Origin of the sequence: Aeromonas sp. FDAARGOS 1403 (assembly GCF_019047325.1) — a bacterium.
GTDB lineage: Bacteria > Pseudomonadota > Gammaproteobacteria > Enterobacterales > Aeromonadaceae > Aeromonas > Aeromonas dhakensis.
Window position 1 is genome coordinate 3418802 of record NZ_CP077249.1, and the last position, 17999, is coordinate 3436800.

The 17999-nt window shown below is 62.1% G+C and carries 15 protein-coding genes; 8 read left to right on the plus strand and 7 right to left on the minus strand.

Annotated features, from left to right (window positions below; genetic code table 11):
* Nucleotides 1-93 precede the first annotated feature (93 nt).
* On the minus strand, nucleotides 94-681 hold the full coding sequence (locus tag I6L33_RS15930; protein WP_216972897.1) for a tetratricopeptide repeat protein: 588 nt from the start codon (nucleotides 679-681) through the stop codon (nucleotides 94-96).
* A gap of 173 nt (nucleotides 682-854) precedes the next feature.
* Here I6L33_RS15930 and I6L33_RS15935 point away from each other — a divergent pair, with 173 nt between their 5' ends.
* Nucleotides 855-1910, plus strand: coding sequence for a PA0069 family radical SAM protein (locus I6L33_RS15935; protein WP_216972898.1), 1056 nt, complete (start codon nucleotides 855-857; stop codon nucleotides 1908-1910).
* A gap of 18 nt (nucleotides 1911-1928) precedes the next feature.
* Here I6L33_RS15935 and I6L33_RS15940 read toward each other — a convergent pair whose 3' ends face one another.
* A complete protein-coding gene (locus I6L33_RS15940; protein WP_017782901.1) occupies nucleotides 1929-2096 on the minus strand; it encodes a hypothetical protein in 168 nt (55 codons plus the stop codon).
* A gap of 198 nt (nucleotides 2097-2294) precedes the next feature.
* Entirely contained in the window at nucleotides 2295-5042 is a 2748-nt protein-coding gene (gene gyrA, locus I6L33_RS15945) for a DNA topoisomerase (ATP-hydrolyzing) subunit A (RefSeq protein WP_216972899.1), read from the minus strand.
* A gap of 201 nt (nucleotides 5043-5243) precedes the next feature.
* Here gyrA and ubiG point away from each other — a divergent pair, with 201 nt between their 5' ends.
* The 5 genes from ubiG to yfaE all read left to right on the plus strand — a co-directional run bounded on the left by ubiG (nucleotide 5244) and on the right by yfaE (nucleotide 11072).
* Complete coding sequence (ubiG, locus tag I6L33_RS15950) at nucleotides 5244-5960, plus strand: bifunctional 2-polyprenyl-6-hydroxyphenol methylase/3-demethylubiquinol 3-O-methyltransferase UbiG (RefSeq protein ID WP_005300640.1); 717 nt, start codon at nucleotides 5244-5246, stop codon at nucleotides 5958-5960.
* Nucleotides 5960-6646, plus strand: a complete 687-nt coding sequence (locus tag I6L33_RS15955; protein WP_017782904.1) for an HAD family hydrolase — start codon at nucleotides 5960-5962, stop codon at nucleotides 6644-6646. The genes ubiG and I6L33_RS15955 overlap by 1 nt, the downstream gene beginning before the upstream one ends.
* 642 nt (nucleotides 6647-7288) lie before the next feature.
* Nucleotides 7289-9556 (plus strand): class 1a ribonucleoside-diphosphate reductase subunit alpha, encoded by a 2268-nt coding sequence (gene nrdA / locus I6L33_RS15960; RefSeq protein WP_026139081.1) that lies wholly within the window; start codon nucleotides 7289-7291, stop codon nucleotides 9554-9556.
* Between the two features lie 65 nt (nucleotides 9557-9621).
* Nucleotides 9622-10755: a class Ia ribonucleoside-diphosphate reductase subunit beta gene (gene nrdB / locus I6L33_RS15965; RefSeq protein WP_216972900.1), complete on the plus strand. Its 1134-nt coding sequence runs from the start codon at nucleotides 9622-9624 to the stop codon at nucleotides 10753-10755.
* Nucleotides 10752-11072, plus strand: coding sequence for a class I ribonucleotide reductase maintenance protein YfaE (gene yfaE / locus I6L33_RS15970; RefSeq protein ID WP_010634047.1), 321 nt, complete (start codon nucleotides 10752-10754; stop codon nucleotides 11070-11072). The genes nrdB and yfaE overlap by 4 nt, the downstream gene beginning before the upstream one ends.
* Nucleotides 11073-11205: 133 nt before the next feature.
* Here yfaE and mltA read toward each other — a convergent pair whose 3' ends face one another.
* A complete protein-coding gene (gene mltA, locus I6L33_RS15975) occupies nucleotides 11206-12357 on the minus strand; it encodes a murein transglycosylase A (RefSeq protein ID WP_005300625.1) in 1152 nt (383 codons plus the stop codon).
* Between the two features lie 150 nt (nucleotides 12358-12507).
* Between mltA and I6L33_RS15980 the strand changes: the two genes are divergently transcribed.
* Nucleotides 12508-12759 (plus strand): DUF1289 domain-containing protein, encoded by a 252-nt coding sequence (locus I6L33_RS15980; protein ID WP_017780135.1) that lies wholly within the window; start codon nucleotides 12508-12510, stop codon nucleotides 12757-12759.
* 90 nt (nucleotides 12760-12849) lie between these two features.
* On the opposite strand, the gene fruA is transcribed toward I6L33_RS15980, so the two are convergent.
* Genes fruA through fruB form a run of 3 tightly spaced genes read right to left on the minus strand, consistent with a single transcriptional unit; the run spans nucleotide 12850 to nucleotide 16672 of the window.
* Complete coding sequence (gene fruA, locus I6L33_RS15985; protein ID WP_216972901.1) at nucleotides 12850-14586, minus strand: PTS fructose transporter subunit IIBC; 1737 nt, start codon at nucleotides 14584-14586, stop codon at nucleotides 12850-12852.
* A complete protein-coding gene (gene pfkB, locus I6L33_RS15990; protein WP_216972902.1) occupies nucleotides 14583-15572 on the minus strand; it encodes a 1-phosphofructokinase in 990 nt (329 codons plus the stop codon). The genes fruA and pfkB overlap by 4 nt, the downstream gene beginning before the upstream one ends.
* The gene (gene fruB / locus I6L33_RS15995; RefSeq protein ID WP_216972903.1) at nucleotides 15572-16672 is read right to left on the minus strand and encodes a fused PTS fructose transporter subunit IIA/HPr protein; all 1101 of its coding nucleotides are present in this window, start codon (nucleotides 16670-16672) and stop codon (nucleotides 15572-15574) included. Before fruB ends, pfkB begins: the two co-directional genes overlap by 1 nt.
* Before the next feature lie 305 nt (nucleotides 16673-16977).
* Here fruB and cra point away from each other — a divergent pair, with 305 nt between their 5' ends.
* The gene (gene cra, locus I6L33_RS16000) at nucleotides 16978-17964 is read left to right on the plus strand and encodes a catabolite repressor/activator (protein WP_211029559.1); all 987 of its coding nucleotides are present in this window, start codon (nucleotides 16978-16980) and stop codon (nucleotides 17962-17964) included.
* Nucleotides 17965-17999 lie beyond the last annotated feature (35 nt).

The window sequence follows — 17999 nt, forward strand, 5'->3', positions numbered from 1 at the left end:
AGACAAACCAAAAACCGGACCATGCTACCAGAAGTAAGCAAGGCTGTATCGGGTTTGCTGAGATTTTCTACAACCAGATGAACCGCTTGGAGGTTATTCCCCTAGCAGAGGTTGCCAGTTGAAATCGAACGTGGAGCTCCCCTCCTGGGCCAGTTCCAGCTCCTGCAGCACCTTGAGCGCCAGCTGGTTGCCCTGCCTGGCGGCCTGATAGAGCCACGCTTTGGCACGGGGCAGATCGACCCGCCCGCTGACCCCCATCAGATGCAGCACCCCCACCTTCAACATGGCGGGCACATCGCCGTTCCTGGCCGCCAGCTCCATCCAGTGAAACGCCTCGCGCAGATCCCGCTTCACCCCGGCACCCCGCAGGTAAACCTCCCCCAGCCGGTACTGGCCGAAGGCGTCCCCCGCCTGCGCCGCCTGACGATAGAGGCTGATGGCGCGTTCCATATCCTGCTCGCTCCCCTGCCCCATTTCATGGCTCCAGCCCATCAGCGCCTGCGCCCGTGGCTGGCCCTGATCCGCCAGCGGCGACCAGATCCGGGTTGCCTCATCGAAGTGCCCGGTGCGCCAGGCGCGGTTGGCCGAAGCCAGCTCCTGCTCGGTAGAGAGCGGGATCAGACGCCAGATAACCAGCGCAATGACGGCGATGAAGAGCCAGCGAGAGGTGATGGGTGCCATGGTGATTTCCGTGATCCAGTTCGCATTTCCACTATGTAAACGAAATGTAGCGCCGCGATCAAGCAAGAGATCCTTTTGACATGCTTTTTATGGCTGGCGGGTCGGCAGGACTTGCATTCGGCAATGATGGTCAGCATCATAACTGTATATATAAACAGTGTTGGTGCGGCACCATGGCAGGACGAGGCAGTTCCCACAACGTTGATCACCGTTTCAGCGGCCAGCGGGTCGATGCGGTCGACGACGGCTGGTCCCAACCCGAGTGGGAAGCGGCATTTGCCGCCAGCGATCCCCGCACCGAGGTGACGGAGATCAGCGCCCGCAGCATCATCAGTTACAACAGCTCCCCCGATGTTCCCTTCGGCCGCTCCATCAATCCCTATCAAGGGTGCGAACACGGTTGCATTTACTGTTATGCCAGACCAAGCCACGCCTATTTGGAACTCTCCCCCGGCCTCGATTTCGAAACCAGGCTGTTCGCCAAGCTCAATGCCGCCGAGCTGCTGCGCCGAGAGTTTGCCAGACCCGCCTATCAGCCGCAGACCATAGTGCTGGGGGCCAATACCGACCCTTATCAGCCCATCGAGCACCACTATCACCTCACCCGCCAGTTGCTGGAAGTGATGCTGGCCCATCGCCATCCGGTGGGGATCATCACCAAGAGCGCCATGATATTGCGGGACCTCGATCTGCTGACCGAACTGACTCGGGAAGGGCTCTGCCAGGTGATGGTGTCGGTCACTACCTTGAATGAAACCCTGCGACGACAGCTGGAGCCAAGAGCCAGTACGGGGGCCGGGCGCCTCAAGGTGGTGGAGAAACTGGCCCACGCCGGCGTGCCGGTCGGGGTGCTGGCGGCCCCTATGATCCCGCGGCTCAACGAGCCCGAGCTCGAGCAGATCATCAAGAGCGCCGCCGAGGCCGGCGCCCACTGCGCCGACTATATCCTGCTACGACTGCCCCACGAGCTGGCACCGCTGTTCAGTGACTGGCTGGAGCAATACTACCCAGGCCAGAAGGAGGCGATCCTCAACCAGCTGCGATCCAGCCGGGACGGCACTCTCAACAGTCCCGCCTTCGGGACCCGGATGCGGGGAGAAGGCCAGTTTGCCGATCTACTGGCCCAGCGCTTTCGCTTGATCGCCAAGCGGCTCGGGCTCGGCAAGCGCCACTTTCAGCTGCGCCAGGATGCCTTCATCCGCCCGGGCGAGCAGCTGCGGCTGTTTTAATTCCCGTCATGACGCCAGTCAGCCTCTGGTGCGCACTCCTGCAGCGCGCTCGCGGGCAATCAGCTCGACCGGCAGCCTCGCCGGTTCATGGGCCACTTCCAGCTCCTGTTCGTGCTGCGCCTCGTCCCTCCCGGCTTCGCCCCATACCCTGCTCCACCAGATCTCCCACATTACCCAGCTGGTCATAAGATGCTCCTGTGCGGCAGAGGCCGCCGTTGTGATCGCCGACGCAGGCAAGATGCCCTTTTCCCATGACAGAGGCATGACGCCCCGATGACATCTCGGTTGCCGCTCTGGCGGCAGCCTGGCTGGGGCAGCTAACGGCGGGCATAAAAAAAGAGCGACCTGAAGGTCGCTCTTTCGTATCGGGCAAAGGGGGAACGATTACTCGTCGCCCGCCTCCCCTGCATCGACAGCACCTGTGTCTGCGGCGGTATCGGTGCCTTCAGACACCTCCCCCTCGACGGTCAGAGCCTCGGTTTCCTCTTCGTCGCTCTCGGCAACGCGCTGCAGACCGACCACGGTTTCGTCTTCACCGGTACGGATCAGACGCACACCGCCGGTGTTGCGGCCGATGACGCTCACCTCGGCAACGCGAGTACGTACCAGGGTACCACCGTTGGTGATCAGCATGATCTGGTCGGTATCTTCGACCTGGATCGCATCGATCACCTTGCCGTTGCGCTCGTCCACCTTGATGGAGATGACGCCCTGGGTACCACGGCTCTTGGTCGGGTATTCGTCCAGCGCAGTGCGCTTGCCGTAACCGTTCTCGGTGGCGGTGAGGATGGCACCGTCGCCACGGGGCACGATGAGGGAGACCACCTTGTCACCGGCGCCCAGCTTGATGCCGCGCACACCGGCAGCGGTACGACCCATGGGGCGTACGCCCTTGAAGGTGCCCTTGCTTTCGGTGCCTTCGCCGTTGTCGCTGCCATCATCGTCGTTGCCGGCGTCGTCGTCGGTGTCGACCTCGTCAGTGGCATCGGCATCAGCGCGACCGCTGCCTTCCGCGAAGCGAACAACCTTGCCCGCATCGGAGAACAGCATGATCTCGTTGCTGCCATCGGTGATGTCCACCCCGATCAGCTCATCACCCTCTTTGAGGTTGATGGCGCGAATACCGGAGGAGAGCGGACGGCTGAAGTCGGACAGGCTGGTCTTCTTCACGGTACCGTTGGCGGTGGCGAAGAACACATACTTGTCGGCGTCATATTCCTTGACCGGCAGGATGGCGGTGATGCGCTCACCCTCATCCAGCGGCAGCAGGTTGATGATCGGACGACCGCGGGCGCCACGGGACGCCTCCGGCAGTTGATACACCTTGAGCCAGTAGACCTTGCCACGGGTGGAGAAGCACAGAATGGTGTCGTGGGTGTTGGCCACCAACAGACGCTCCACAAAATCCTCTTCCTTGATCCGGGTGGCCGACTTGCCACGACCACCGCGGCGCTGGGCCTCGTAGTCGGAGAGCGGCTGATACTTCACGTAACCCTGGTGAGACAGGGTAACGACCACGTCTTCCGGGGTGATCAGATCTTCGATGTTGATCTCGGCGCTGGACATGCTGATCTCGGTACGACGCTCGTCGCCGTACTGCTCGCGCACGGCCAGCAGTTCGTCACGGATCACTTCCATCAACCGCACCGGGCTTGCCAGGATGAACAGCAGCTCGGCGATGAGATCCAGCAGAGATTGGTACTCTTCCAGGATCTTCTCGTGCTCGAGGCCGGTCAGCTTGTGCAGACGCAGGTCAAGGATGGCCTGGGCCTGCTGCTCGGTCAGATAGTAGTGCCCCTCGCGAATGCCGAACTCGGGCTCCAGCCACTCGGGGCGGGCCGCGTCGTCGCCGGCTTTCTCCAGCATGGCAGCCACGTTGCCGAGCTCCCAGCCTTTGGCAACCAGGCCCGCTTTCGCGTCGGCCGGGGTCGCGCTGTGGCGAATAAGCTCGATCACCGGATCGATGTTGGCCAGGGCTACCGCCAGACCTTCCAGGATGTGGGCCCGATCCCGCGCCTTGCGCAGTTCGAACACGGTCCGGCGGGTCACCACTTCGCGGCGGTGCAGCAGGAACGCATCCAGGATCTCTTTGAGGTTCATCACCTTGGGCTGGTTGTTGTCCAGCGCCACCATGTTGATGCCGAAAGTGGTCTGCATCTGGGTGTGCTTGTAGAGATTGTTCAGCACAATCTCGCCGGACTCGCCGCGCTTGATCTCGATGACGATGCGCATGCCGTCCTTGTCGGACTCATCGCGCAGGGCGCTGATGCCCTCGATCTTCTTCTCTTTGACCAGCTCGGCAATCTTCTCGATCAGGCGAGCCTTGTTCACCTGATAGGGGATCTCGTGGACGATGATGGTCTCGCGACTGGTCTTCTCGTCTACTTCCACCTCGGCCTTGGCGCGCACGTAGATGGAGCCACGACCGGTACGGTACGCCTGCACGATGCCGGAACGACCGTTGATGATGCCACCGGTGGGGAAATCCGGGCCGGTGATGTAGGTCATCAGCTCGTCGATGGTGAGGTCGCCGTTCTCGATCAACGCCAGACAGCCGTTGACTATCTCGGTGAGGTTGTGAGGCGGAATGTTGGTCGCCATGCCCACCGCGATACCGGAGGAGCCGTTGACCAGCAGGTTGGGAACCTTGGTGGGCATGACAGCCGGGATCATCTCGGTGCCGTCATAGTTCGGCACCCAGTCCACGGTCTCTTTGTCCAGATCGGCCAGCAGCTCGTGGGAGATGCGGGCCATCCGCACTTCGGTATAACGCATGGCCGCGGCGCTGTCGCCATCGACCGAACCGAAGTTGCCCTGACCGTCGACCAGCATGTAACGCATGGAGAAATCCTGCGCCATGCGGACGATGGTGTCATACACGGCACTGTCGCCGTGCGGGTGATATTTACCGATTACGTCACCGACCACACGGGCCGATTTTTTATAGGGCTTGTTCCAGTCGTTCCCCAGCTCGTTCATTGCATACAGAACGCGGCGGTGAACCGGTTTCAAGCCATCACGCACATCCGGCAGAGCTCGTCCTACGATCACGCTCATGGCGTAATCAAGATAGGAACTCTTGAGCTCTTCTTCGATGTTGACCGGCGTGATCTCTCTGGCCAGATCGCTCATAGAAAGCCTTAATCCCTAATTAGTTGTTCTTTGGCTTAAACAGCGCGACATGGTAACACACTGAGCCAAATATCTTAAGCCACAAATCCGGTAACAAGTCGGGCTGGTGTGACAAAGTCCGTCCGTTATAATGCCCGCCAGGACAATAGATTGCGCGCGCACTCCCCTGCCTGCGCGCCCTTGCCACAGGATCATCAAAAAATGCACAGTGATGCCAATGTCGATCTGACAGAAATCGCCAAATTCGAAGCCATCGCCTCCCGCTGGTGGGACATGGAGGGAGAGTTCAAGCCGCTGCATCAAATCAACCCGGTGCGCCTTGACTGGATCACCGACAAGAGCGGCGGCCTGTTTGGCAAGCGCATCCTCGACATCGGTTGCGGCGGCGGCATCCTCGCCGAGAGCATGGCCCGTCGCGGCGCCCAGGTCACCGGCATCGACATGGGCAAGGAGCCCCTGGGCGTCGCTCGCCTGCATGCCCTGGAAGCGGGGGTGGAGCTCGAGTATCGCCAGATCACCGCCGAGGCCCACGCCGACGAAGCCCCGGGCCAGTATGACGTGGTCACCTGCATGGAGATGCTGGAGCACGTGCCGGACCCCGCCTCCGTGCTGCGCGCCATCGCCACCCTGGTGCGCCCGGGCGGCAAGGTGTTCGTCTCCACCATCAACCGCAACCCGAAAGCCTATCTGATGATGATCCTCGGCGCCGAGTACCTGATGAAGATGGTCCCCAAGGGTACCCACGACCACAAGAAGTTCATCACCCCGGCCGAACTGTGTCGCATGGGTGAGGCGGCAGGCCTGCTGGTACGGGACATGAGCGGCGTCCACTACGCGCCGCTCTCCAACAGCTTCAAGCTCGGTCGCAACGTCGACGTCAACTACATGGTGGCGTTCGAGCGCCCGGAGCAAGGCTGATGACAACTCACCCTGCTGCGCCCCTTGGCTGCGTGCTGTTTGATCTGGACGGTACCCTGCTCGACACCGCGCCGGATCTCGGCGCTGCCGTCAACCATGTGCTGATAAGCGAAGGCTTTGCGCCGCTCTCTGACGACATCATTCGTCAGACCACCTCTCACGGGGCCCTGGGGCTGCTCAGGGCCGGCCTTGGTGACGAGCTGCTGGAGGAGCTGGGCGCCACCCGCCTTCGCACCGCCCTGCTCGACTACTACGCGGCCAACCTCTGTGTCGGCACCCGCCCCTATGAAGGCATGGTGGATCTCATCGAGTGGCTCGACGAGAAAAAGCTACCTTGGGGCATCGTCACCAACAAGCCGGGCTTTCTCACCGAGCCGCTGCTGGCGGCGCTGCCGGCGCTTGCCAGTTGCGGCGTCACTGTCAGCGCCGACACCCTGCCGGTGCGCAAGCCCGACCCCGCCCCCATGTTCTTTGCCTGCGAGCAGCTTGGCGTCGCGGCCAGCCACTGCCTCTATGTGGGGGATCATGTGCGCGATATCGAGGCCGGCCGCAACGCCGGCATGCGTACCGCCGTCGCCGGCTGGGGTTACCTCAATGACGACGAGGATCCCGCCCAGTGGGGCGCCGACCTTCACTTTGATACCGTGCAGGCCCTGCATCACTGGCTGCGCTACGAGCTGGATTAAGCCTTGCCTGCCTGAGCAGTCGGGCAAGGCTGCCGTGGATACATATAGAAGTGGACAAGCAGGGGGCTCCCCGTGTGGCCTCTCTTGGATAACGCCACAGGTGGATAACGCAAGAGATGGATATCAGACGCAGCTTTGCGACCATCCCTTGAGCTGAGCGGTGAAAATGACGCTCATCTGGTCACTCGATCGGCAAAACGGAGGATCGGCAATTGATCCCCCGTTTTGCCGGTTTGACAAGCAGTGCGGCAGCGGGATCGGACACCTTTTGACCCTTGCTGCACAAGGGATAATCAGGCTGAATTTGCTAGTAAAAACACCCCGTTTTCGCAAGCAAAAAAAGTTATTTAAATTTTCCATGTTCGATCATCAGACTTGCATTTACCGGATCGGACGGATGAAAACCCGTTCGCTGTGAGCGTCCACTAACTCCATCGACAACACCCACAATTTATCCACAGCAATTGCCTTATCCACAGATTGCAAAGCCGGGCAGACCTCACTATCTTGTAGCTCGAATTCAAAATAACACTATATCTTGTGATTCATCGCACAATAGGTACCCACCTCCATCGCCCTGCCCGGGCCGGAGGCCAACGCCGTGCGATGGTTTTTCGGGAATCAACTAAAGGTCATCAGCCAATGAACTTGTTTGTGACGAAGCGTAACGGCCACAAAGAACCCATCGATCTGGATAAAATTCACCGCGTGCTGGACTGGGCCGCCGAGGGTCTCGACAACGTGTCGGTCTCCCAGGTGGAACTCAAGTCCCACATCCAGTTCTATGACGGCATTCGTACCGCCGATATCCACGAAACCGTCATCAAGGCCGCTGCTGATCTGATCTCCGAGCAAAGCCCGGACTACCAGTACATGGCCGCCCGTCTGGCCATCTTCCACCTGCGCAAGAAGGCCTACGGCCAGTTCGAGCCGCCCCACCTCTACCAGCACGTCGCCAAGCTGGTGGACATGGGCAAGTACGACAAGCACCTGCTGGAAGACTACAGCCAGGCCGAGTTCGAGGAGCTGAACGCCCACCTCGACCACTGGCGCGACATGGACTTCTCCTACGCCGCGGTCAAGCAGCTGGAAGGCAAGTACCTGGTCCAGAACCGCGTCACCGGCGAAATTTACGAGAGCCCGCAGTTCCTCTACATCCTGGTAGCGGCCTGCCTCTTCTCCAAGTATCCGAAAGATACCCGTCTGGACTACATCAAGCGCTTCTATGATGCGGTCTCGACCTTCAAGATCTCGCTGCCGACTCCGATCATGAGCGGCGTGCGTACCCCGACCCGTCAGTTCAGCTCCTGCGTGCTAATCGAGTGCGACGACAGCCTGGATTCCATCAATGCCACCGCCAGCGCCATCGTGCGTTACGTTTCCCAGCGCGCCGGCATCGGCATCAACGCCGGTCGCATTCGTGGTCTTGGCAGCCCGATCCGTGGCGGTGAAGCGTTCCACACTGGCTGCATCCCCTTCTACAAGTACTTCCAGACTGCCGTGAAGTGCTGCTCCCAGGGCGGCGTGCGCGGCGGGGCTGCCACCCTGTTCTACCCGCTGTGGCACACCGAGGTGGAAAGCCTGCTGGTACTGAAGAACAACCGCGGCGTGGAAGAGAACCGGGTCCGTCACATGGACTACGGCGTACAGATCAACAAGCTGATGTACCAGCGCCTGATCAAGGGCGGCGACATCACCCTGTTCTCCCCGTCCGATGCGCCGGGTCTGTACGATGCCTTCTTCGCGGACCAGGACAAGTTCGAAGAGCTCTACGTCAAGTACGAGCAGGATCCGAGCATTCGCAAGAAGACCCTCAAGGCGGTGGATCTCTTCTCCCTGATGATGCAGGAGCGCGCCGGCACCGGTCGCATCTACATCCAGAACGTGGACCACTGCAACACCCACAGCCCGTTCGATCCGAGCGTGGCGCCGGTGCGCCAGTCCAACCTCTGCCTCGAGATTGCGCTGCCCACCAAGCCGCTCAACAACGTGGATGACGAGGATGGCGAGATCGCCCTGTGCACCCTGTCGGCCTTCAACCTGGGCGCCATCGAGAAGCTGGAAGATCTGGAAGAGATGGCCGAGCTGGCCGTGCGCGCCCTGGATGCCCTGCTCGACTATCAGGACTACCCGCTCAAGGCCGCCAAAAAGGGCAGCATGAACCGTCGTACCCTGGGGATCGGCGTCATCAACTACGCCTACTACCTGGCGAAGAACGGTGCCCGATACTCCGACGGTTCTGGTCTGGCGCTGACTCACCGCACCTTCGAGGCGATCCAGTACTACCTGCTGAAGGCATCCGTGCAGCTGGCCCGCGAGTTCGGCCCCTGCCCGGCCTTCAACGAAACCACCTATGCCCAGGGGATCCTGCCCATCGATACCTATAAAAAGGATCTGGACAACCTGTGCAACGAGCCGCTGCATCTGGACTGGGAAGCGCTGCGCGAGGAGATCCGCACCGTGGGTCTGCGCAACTCCACCCTGACCGCCCTGATGCCGAGCGAGACCTCCAGCCAGATCTCCAACGCAACCAACGGCATCGAGCCGCCGCGCGGCCTGGTCTCTGTCAAGGCCTCCAAGGATGGCATCCTCAAGCAGGTGGTGCCCGAGTATGACCGTCTGAAGGATCAATACGAACTGCTCTGGAAGCAACCGAGCGTCGATGGTTACCTGCAGCTGGTCGGTATCATGCAGAAGTTCGTGGATCAGGCGATCTCCGCCAACACCAACTATGATCCCGCCCGTTTCGAAGGCAACAAGGTACCGATGAAGCAGCTGCTCAAGGACTTGCTGACCGCCTACAAATACGGCCTCAAGACCCTGTACTATCACAACACCCGTGATGGTGCGGACGATGCCCAGACCGATCTGCAAGATGACGGTTGTGCCGGCGGCGCCTGCAAGATCTGATGAACCGGGCGGGAGCGACAAGCTCCCGCCCTCCTGTTTCCCCTACTTCGCGATATTCGACAACCATGGCCTATTCAACTTTCTGCCAGACCCAAAACGACCAGCTCAAGGAGCCGATGTTCTTCGGCCAGTCGGTCAACGTGGCCCGTTATGACCAGCAAAAACACGAAGTGTTCGAACGCCTGATCGAGAAGCAGCTCTCCTTCTTCTGGCGCCCGGAAGAGGTGGACGTCTCCCACGACCGCATCGACTTCCAGGCCCTGCCGCCCCACGAGCAGCACATTTTCATCTCCAACCTGAAGTACCAGACCCTGCTGGACTCCATCCAGGGTCGCAGCCCCAACGTGGCGCTGCTGCCGCTGGTCTCCATTCCGGAGCTGGAAACCTGGATCGAGACCTGGGCCTTCTCGGAGACCATCCACTCGCGCTCCTACACCCATATCATCCGCAACATCGTCAACACCCCCGCCCAGGTGTTCGACGACATCGTCACCAACGAGCAGATCCTGAAGCGCGCCGGCTCCATCAGCCACTTCTACGACGATCTGATTGAAGCGACCGCGCTCTACCACCTGCACGGTGAAGGCACCCATCAGGTGGCCGGCCGCGAGGTGTCCATCACCTTGCGCGAGCTCAAGAAGAAGCTCTATCTGTGCCTGATGAGCGTCAACGCACTGGAAGCGATCCGCTTCTACGTCAGCTTCGCCTGCTCCTTCGCCTTCGCCGAGCGCGAGTTGATGGAGGGCAACGCCAAGATCATCAAGATGATCGCCCGCGACGAAGCACTGCACCTGACCGGCACTCAGCACATGCTGAACCTGATGCGCAGCGGCCAGGACGACCCCGAGATGGCCGAGATCGCCCGCGCGTGCGAGCAGGCCTGCTTCGATCTGTTCAAGGAAGCCGCCATCCAGGAGAAGGAGTGGGCCGAGTACCTGTTCCAGGACGGCTCCATGATCGGCCTGAACAAGGACATCCTCTGCCAGTACGTGGAGTACATCACCAACCTGCGGATGGCCGCCGTTGGCCTGCAACCGGCCTTTGCCGGCGCCAAGCAGAACCCGATCCCCTGGATCAACACCTGGCTGTCATCCGACAACGTGCAGGTCGCCCCGCAGGAAGTGGAAGTGAGTTCCTACCTGGTGGGTCAGATCGACAGCGAAGTGAACGCCGAAGACCTGGGCGATTTCGAGCTGTGAGTGACGCCACCGGCACGCTGACCGAGCCCCTGCACACCGCCCCCGCCAAGAGCGAGACGGGCGCACCGCAGGTACACACCCGGGATGGCGTGCTGCACGCCCACCCAGGCGAGAGCGTGCTGGAGACTCTGGAGCGTCACGGTCATCACGTGGAGTTCCAGTGCCGCAGCGGCTATTGCGGCGCCTGCCGCACCCCGCTGCTGGCAGGCAAGGTGCACTATGCCGCCGTGCCGCTCGCCTTTGTCTCCCAGGGTGAGTGCCTGCCCTGCTGTTGCAAGCCGGTGGGGGCCATCCGGCTCGACATCAAGAAGGGCTGAGACCGCCCTCTCTTGATATGTCCAAGCTCACCTCGCCAAACAAAAAGCCGCCGGATTGCTCCGGCGGCTTTTTTACATCCATCTTTATGCCTCATGGGCTGCTGGCTGATGCGCCACCCGCCCCCACAAGGCATTACAGCCAGGGCGCGGCGGTCGGCCCATGGTGCAGGCCCAGTTTCCAGACCCGCCCGAAGTGCTTGTAGTGACCGGCCGCGACACCGGCCTTCTCGCCCATGCCGTGGTAGAGGTCGAGGTGGCCCTTCTTCACCGCCCCGCCCACATCCAGCGCGATCAACAGCCGCAGCTGATGCTTGCCGGTCCAGTTGCCCTCTTTGTCCAGCAGCGGCACCTCCGCCAAGATCGGGGTGCCCATCGGCAGCAGGGTCTTGTCGGCGGCCACCGCCGCCATCGGCAGCAGCGGGATGCCGGCGGCCCCGATCACGTCGTTGGTGGGGCGACGCTCGAAGAAAACATAGGAGGGGTTCTGCTCCACCAGCTCCTTGACGCTCTCCTCCGGCTGACGGTTTGCCCACTCCTTGATGGCCTTCATGGACATCTGCTCCCTGGGCACCTCGCCGCGGTCGATCAGCACCCGGCCGATGCTGACGTAACCGTGACCGTTCTTGCCGCTGTAGCCGAGATACTGCAGCCTGTCGTCGTCACCATAGTGAACGAAGCCCGAGCCCTGTACGTCCATCAGGAAGTTGTCGATAAGAGACTTGCTGTAGCCCAGCTCCAGCCCGCGGTTGGCCAGCGCCCCCTGGTGGATCTGGGCCCGGGTCGGACAACGGCTGCCGCAGTTGGGCATGGCGTAGATGGGGTACTTGTATTTCGCATCCGGGCGGTGGCGCACCTCCAGCACCGGCGAGTAGTAACCGGTGAACAGCACGTTGCCCATCCGATCCGAGCCCCCCAGCTGGGCCAGGCTGATGCCGTAGCGGGTAATGTCGGCGGGATTGCCGCCGTTCGCCACCCAGCGGGAGAGCTGGTGATAGAGTTCGCCATAGCGGCGGGTCATCTTGCCTGAGCGCTCCAGCACCAGCCTGCTCTGGGGGCCGAACTTGCTGTAGTCGGCGCGCACGCGGCTGTTGACGCGCTCAACCCGCACCAGATCGTCGGGCAGCATGCCGTCCAGATACTGCTTGCCCAGATTTTCTGGCACCTCGCAGTTGAGAAAACATCTGGCATCGGGTTTGTTTTTGGGCACCTGGGCTTGCTCAGAGTTGCCCGCACAACCGGCCAACCCCAGCACAGCGGCGGTCAGCCAGTACGCGTGTTTATTCATATGTCCTCATATAACACCAAGCGTCATGTTCGGCGGGGAAGATGCCAAATTTGCAGGGGGAAAGCAAACGCCTTCAAGCCTGCGACGGCGGATTTCTCCAAAGGGGATCTTCTGGGTTATAACAAGGTAACAAGGTGTGAGGGGCCATGGATGGAACAGCTCGAGATCTTCCCGCTGCAGAGCCCCTGCATCGGGGTCTGTGAAGTGAACAACAAGGGCTACTGCAAGGGGTGCCTGCGCAGCCGCGAAGAGCGTTTCAACTGGCTCACCATGACCCCGGCCCAGCAGCAGGAGGTAATGCGCCTGTGCCGGGGTCGCAAGGCGCGGGTGGAAGCCGCCCGCCGCAAAGCGCTGGAGGCAGCCCAGAACGAGCCACAAGAGCAACCGGGCTGGGACTTCTAGTTTCCCCCTTCCTTTGATGAGCAACATAAAAAAGCGGCCCGCAGGCCGCTTTTCTTTTTGACACTATGAGATGTTGCCGGATGGCAAGGCTTATGCCGTGGCCAGCTTGGCCTGCTCTTCACCGCGTTTGAGCATGGCGTAAGCCACCCCGGTCAGCAACGACCCTGCCGCAATCGCCACGATATACATCATGACGTTGCTGATGGCGTTCGGGATAAAGAGCACGAACAGACCACCGTGAGGTGCCATCAGCTCGCAGCCGAACAACATGGAGAGCGCACCGGTCAGGGCGCCGCCCGCCATGCAGGCCGGGATGACCCGCATCGGATCCTTGGCGGCAAACGGGATAGCCCCCTCGGAGATGAAGCACAGACCCAGCACGAAGGAGGCCTTGCCCGCTTCCTGCTCCGCCTTGATGAACTTGGTGCGGGCCAGGAAGGTGGCAATCCCCATCCCCAGTGCCGGCACCATGCCGGCGGCCATCACGGCTGCCATGGGGGCATAGGTCTTGGAGGCCAGCAGGCCGACCCCGAAGGCGTAGGCCGCCTTGTTGACCGGGCCGCCCATGTCAAAGCACATCATGGCGCCGATGATGACCCCCAGCAGCACGGCGTTGGCAGAGCCCATGTTGTTGAGGAACTCGGTCATGGCATTCATGATGCCGGCCACCGGGCCGCCCACCACGTAGATCATCACCAGACCGGTAAAGAGGCTGGCAAAGAGCGGAATGATCAGAATGGGCTTGAGCGCTTCCAGGGTCACCGGCAGGCGCACCTTGTCGCTCAGGTACTTGGCGCTGTAACCGGCCAGGAAACCGGCCACGATGCCGCCGAGGAAACCGGCACCCAGCGAGCTTGCCAGCATGCCGCCGATCATGCCGGGGGCGAGACCCGGGCGGTCAGCGATGGAGTAGGCAATGTAGCCGGCCAGCACCGGGATCATCAGGGCAAAGGCAGAGCCGCCACCGATCTTCATCAGGGCCGCGGCCAGGGTGCCTTCCACCTTGAACGCCTCGATCCCGAACACGAACGAGAGCGCGATGATGAGGCCGCCCGCCACCACCATGGGCAGCATGAAGGAGACCCCGGTCAGCAGATGCTTGTAGGGGCCCGCTTTCTCCTCTTTCTTGGGTTGGCTGGCGCCGCTGTGACGATAGGTTTTCGCCTCGGTCCAGGCCTTGTCGAGCTCGGCACGGGTCTTCTTGAGCGCCGCGCCCGTGCTGGTGCGATAGACCGGCTTGCCGTCGAAGCGAGCCATGTCCACTTCGATGTCGGTGGCGAGGAACACCAGATCGGCGGATACAATCTCCTCGGCAGTCAGGGCATTCTGGGCACCGACCGAGCCTTGGGTCTCGACGCGGATCTGATGACCCAGCTGCTTGGCCATGGTCTCCAGCGCTTCTGCCGACATAAAGGTGTGAGCCACCCCGGTCGGACAGGCGGTCACCGCCACGATGCGCTTGCCAGCGGCGGCCGGTTTGGCGGCAGCATTGGCAACGGCGGAAGCGGCTTGGTGACGATAGACGCTGGCGCCGCTGGCGGCGGCCTCCAGCAGTGCGGCCGGATCCTGCAGGGCGAGATCCATGCTGCCCTGATAGACCCGCTTGCCGTCATAGGCAGCGAGATCCACCGGGGCGCTGGCGACAACCAGCACCAGGTCGGCCGCAGCAATCTGCTCTTTTGAGGGGGTCTGGCGGGGCTGCACGCTGGAGCCGACGTCGGGGGTGAGTTCCCAGCCAGCCAGTTTGGCCTGCTGTTCTATCCGTTTTGCAGCGAGAAAGCTGGTAGCAATGCCCGCCGGGCAAGCCGTAACCAAGATTGCTTTCATTGGGCATCTCCTGAGTTTTCCATTGAGGGGGTATTGCATTGAACCGGGACCAGCGCCTCCAGACGCTGTACTCGCACCTGTTCAAGCAAGGGGTCGAGCACACTGATATCGTCAAAGCCGACCGCCACCTGGCTGACCGCCAGCGCCGAGACGGCGGTGGCGAGGCGCAGGGTCTGCTCCGGCGTCCAGCCGAGGCTGAGACCATGGGCGAGACCGGCGACCAGGGAATCGCCGGCACCGACCGTGCTGACCACCTGCATGCGCGGCGGAATGGCCTGCCAGACGGCATCCGGTGCAAACCAGATGAGACCGTCGGCGCCATTGGAGATCACCACATTGGGGATCCCGCTGGCCTGCAGCGCGCGGGCACACTCGGCCTGCTCGCTCAGAGTCTTGATGGGGCGGCCGGCCCACTGGCCGAGCTCCTCCAGATTGGGTTTGACCAGGGTCGGCGCCGCTTTGATCCCTTCGCTTAAGGCCGCGCCGCTGCAGTCAAAGATCACCTGCTTGCCTTTGGCCTTGAGCAGGCGGATAAGATGGGCACAGTAATCGGGGGCCACCCCTTTGGGCAGGCTGCCCGCCAGCACAAACCAGTCGGCGTGAGGGGCCAATTGGTCGATGGCCTGCTCCAGGGCGCTTACTTCACCTTCATGGACGGTGAGCCCCGGCAGATTGAGATCGGTGACCCGGCCGGATTGCTCGGAGATCTTGACGTTGATGCGGGTGCTGCCCGCCACGCGCACGAAGTGATCGGCCAGAGCACGCTCCGTAAACAGGGAGACGAAGCTCTGCTGGTTATCGGCGCCAAGCCAGCCGGTGACGCCTACGTCGCGGCCCAAGTCCTTGAGCACCATGGCCACGTTGATGCCCTTGCCCGCCGCACGCAGGTTGGCCTCGTTCACCAGGTTCACCTCGCCCAGGCTCATCGTCTCCAGACGGGCGGTGAGATCGAGCGCCGGGTTGAGGGTGATGGTCACTATGTCCATCAGTGCGCCCCCTCGCCCAGCCCGGCCGCAATGGCGGCGCCTATGCCCTTGAGGGCCGCTTCGGCGTCAGCCCCTTCGGCGCGAAACGCCAGACGATGGCCACACTTGACGCCAAGGCCGATCACCTTCATCAGGCTCTTGGCGGAGACCGCCTCGCCGCTGCCATCCAGGTTCGCTACCCGGATGTCGGATTCATACTCCTTGGCCACCTTGACCAGCATGGCGCCCGGACGGGCGTGCAACCCGTGGGGGTTGATGATGGTGAAGGTTTCACTAAGACCGCTCGCCGGGCCCGCTTGCAGCATGGCCAGCCCCTCGCTACCTGCCAAGGTGGCGAGCTGACCGGCAGCCGCCAGTTTGGCCAGATTCTCCAGTTGCGCCAGATGGCCGCTATCTGCGGCGCACAGCAGCAGCAGGGCGCTGACCGGTTGCTCCCCGGCGTTCAGTGCAGTGCTAGGCGTGGCCAGCACCCAGCCGGTCTGGGCAGCTTGCGCGCGGGCCAGCCAGATGCCCTCGCCCAGATAGGCAGGTTCGCTTGCCAGCAGGGCGCTTACCATGGCGGCATCGCCCCAGCCGGCGGATTTGGCGCGGGCGGCGGCGCCCAGCAGCAGCTGGTCGCGATCGTCTGCCGGGAAGTCCGCCAGGCTCAGGAACTGCACCTCTTTGGGCGCCGTGGCACCGGTCAGGATGTTGATGATGGTGTCGGCATCGGTGGCCTCTTTCAATTGCGCTGCTGCCTGCTCGTCACCCAGCACGTGGGTGAGCTGGCGCAAAATGCCCAGATGCTCGTCGGATTTGGCGGCGATGCCGATGGCGACGTAGGCGATCTGCCCCTCATCCCACTCGATCCCCTGCGGGAACTGAGCCACCATGACGCCGGTGTTCTTCACCAGATGCCGGGTGTCGGTGGTGCCGTGGGGAATGGCGATGCCGCTGCCAAGGTAGGTGGCGTGCTGCGCTTCGCGGGCCAGCATGCCATCTACATATCCCGCTTCCACCAGACCGGCTTCGGTCAGTTTGCCTGCCAACAGGGCAATGGCTTCGGCCTTGGTCGCCACCGACTGCCCCAGCAGGATCTGCTGTCGCGCCAACTTCAACATAGAGATTCTCCATCAGGTGCCGGGCGGTCTGACCGTACCGGCGCATCAAACATAACCATTCGTACCACTCGCCTGCTGACAATAGACCGGATTGCATCCCTTCGGGAGCCATGCCGGGTTTTTATGCCCGGCCATCGATTGTCTGCTGACAAGCTGAATCGTTTCACCTACACTCAGACTGAATCGTTTCAGCGAATTGATCAAGTACCCACTAAGAGTGGTTTTCAATGATATGATCCCGCGCACACTTTTCGGTGCCCTCACCAGGCAGTGCCCGTGGGCCTTGCAACTCAAACAGAGCCAATATGATGAAACTGGATGAAATCGCCGCCCTCGCCGGTGTCTCGCGCACCACGGCCAGCTATGTGATCAATGGCAAGGCCGACCAATACCGCATCAGTCAGGCCACCCGCGACAAGGTGATGGCGGTGGTCACCGCCCACAACTACCAGCCGGACAGCCGCGCCGCCTCCCTGCGTGGTGGCCAGACCAGAACCCTGGGCTTTATCCTGCCCGACCTCGAGAACGCCAGTTACGCCAAGCTCGCCAAACGGCTGGAGCAAGGGGCGCGGGTACAGGGTTATCAGCTGCTGATCGTCTGCTCGGAAGATGACCCCGCCACCGAGAAGGAGCTGGCCGAGATGCTGGCCAGCCGCCACGTGGATGCACTGCTGGTGGCCAGTTGCCTGCCGCCCGAAGATCCCTTCTACCTCGGCCTGCAGACGCGCGGCATCCAGGTGCTCGCCATCGACCGGGCCATGGCGGCCGACAAGTTCGTCACCGTCGCCAGCGAAAACCAGAAGGCGAGCTTTGATCTCACCGCCTCCCTGCTCTCGCCGGCAATCAAGCACATCGCCTTGATCACCGCGCTGCCGGCGCTCACGATCAGTCGTGAACGCCGAGCGGGCTTCGAGCAGGCTGTTGCCAGCCACAGTACGGCTTGCCATCTGTGTGAAGGGGCCCACTTCTCCCGCGCCGAAGGCTATCGCCTGATCAAGACGCTGCATCAACAGCTCGGCCAGCTGCCCCAGGCACTGGTCGCCACCTCCTACATCCTGATGGAGGGGGTGCTCGACTATCTGCTTGAGCAGGAGACCGACATGAGCCGGCTCGCCATGGCCACCTTCGGCGATGATCGCCTGCTCGATTTCCTCCCCTTCGGCATCAACTCCCTGCCCCAGCAGCACGATGCCCTCGCCAGCCAGGCGCTGGAGCTGGCCCTCAAGGCGATTGGCGGCGAATACCAGTGCGGCCTCCACTATGTGAGCCGCACCCTCAAACGCCGCCGCTGATCCCCTCTCCATGGCGCGCCGCTGCGGCCCCCCTC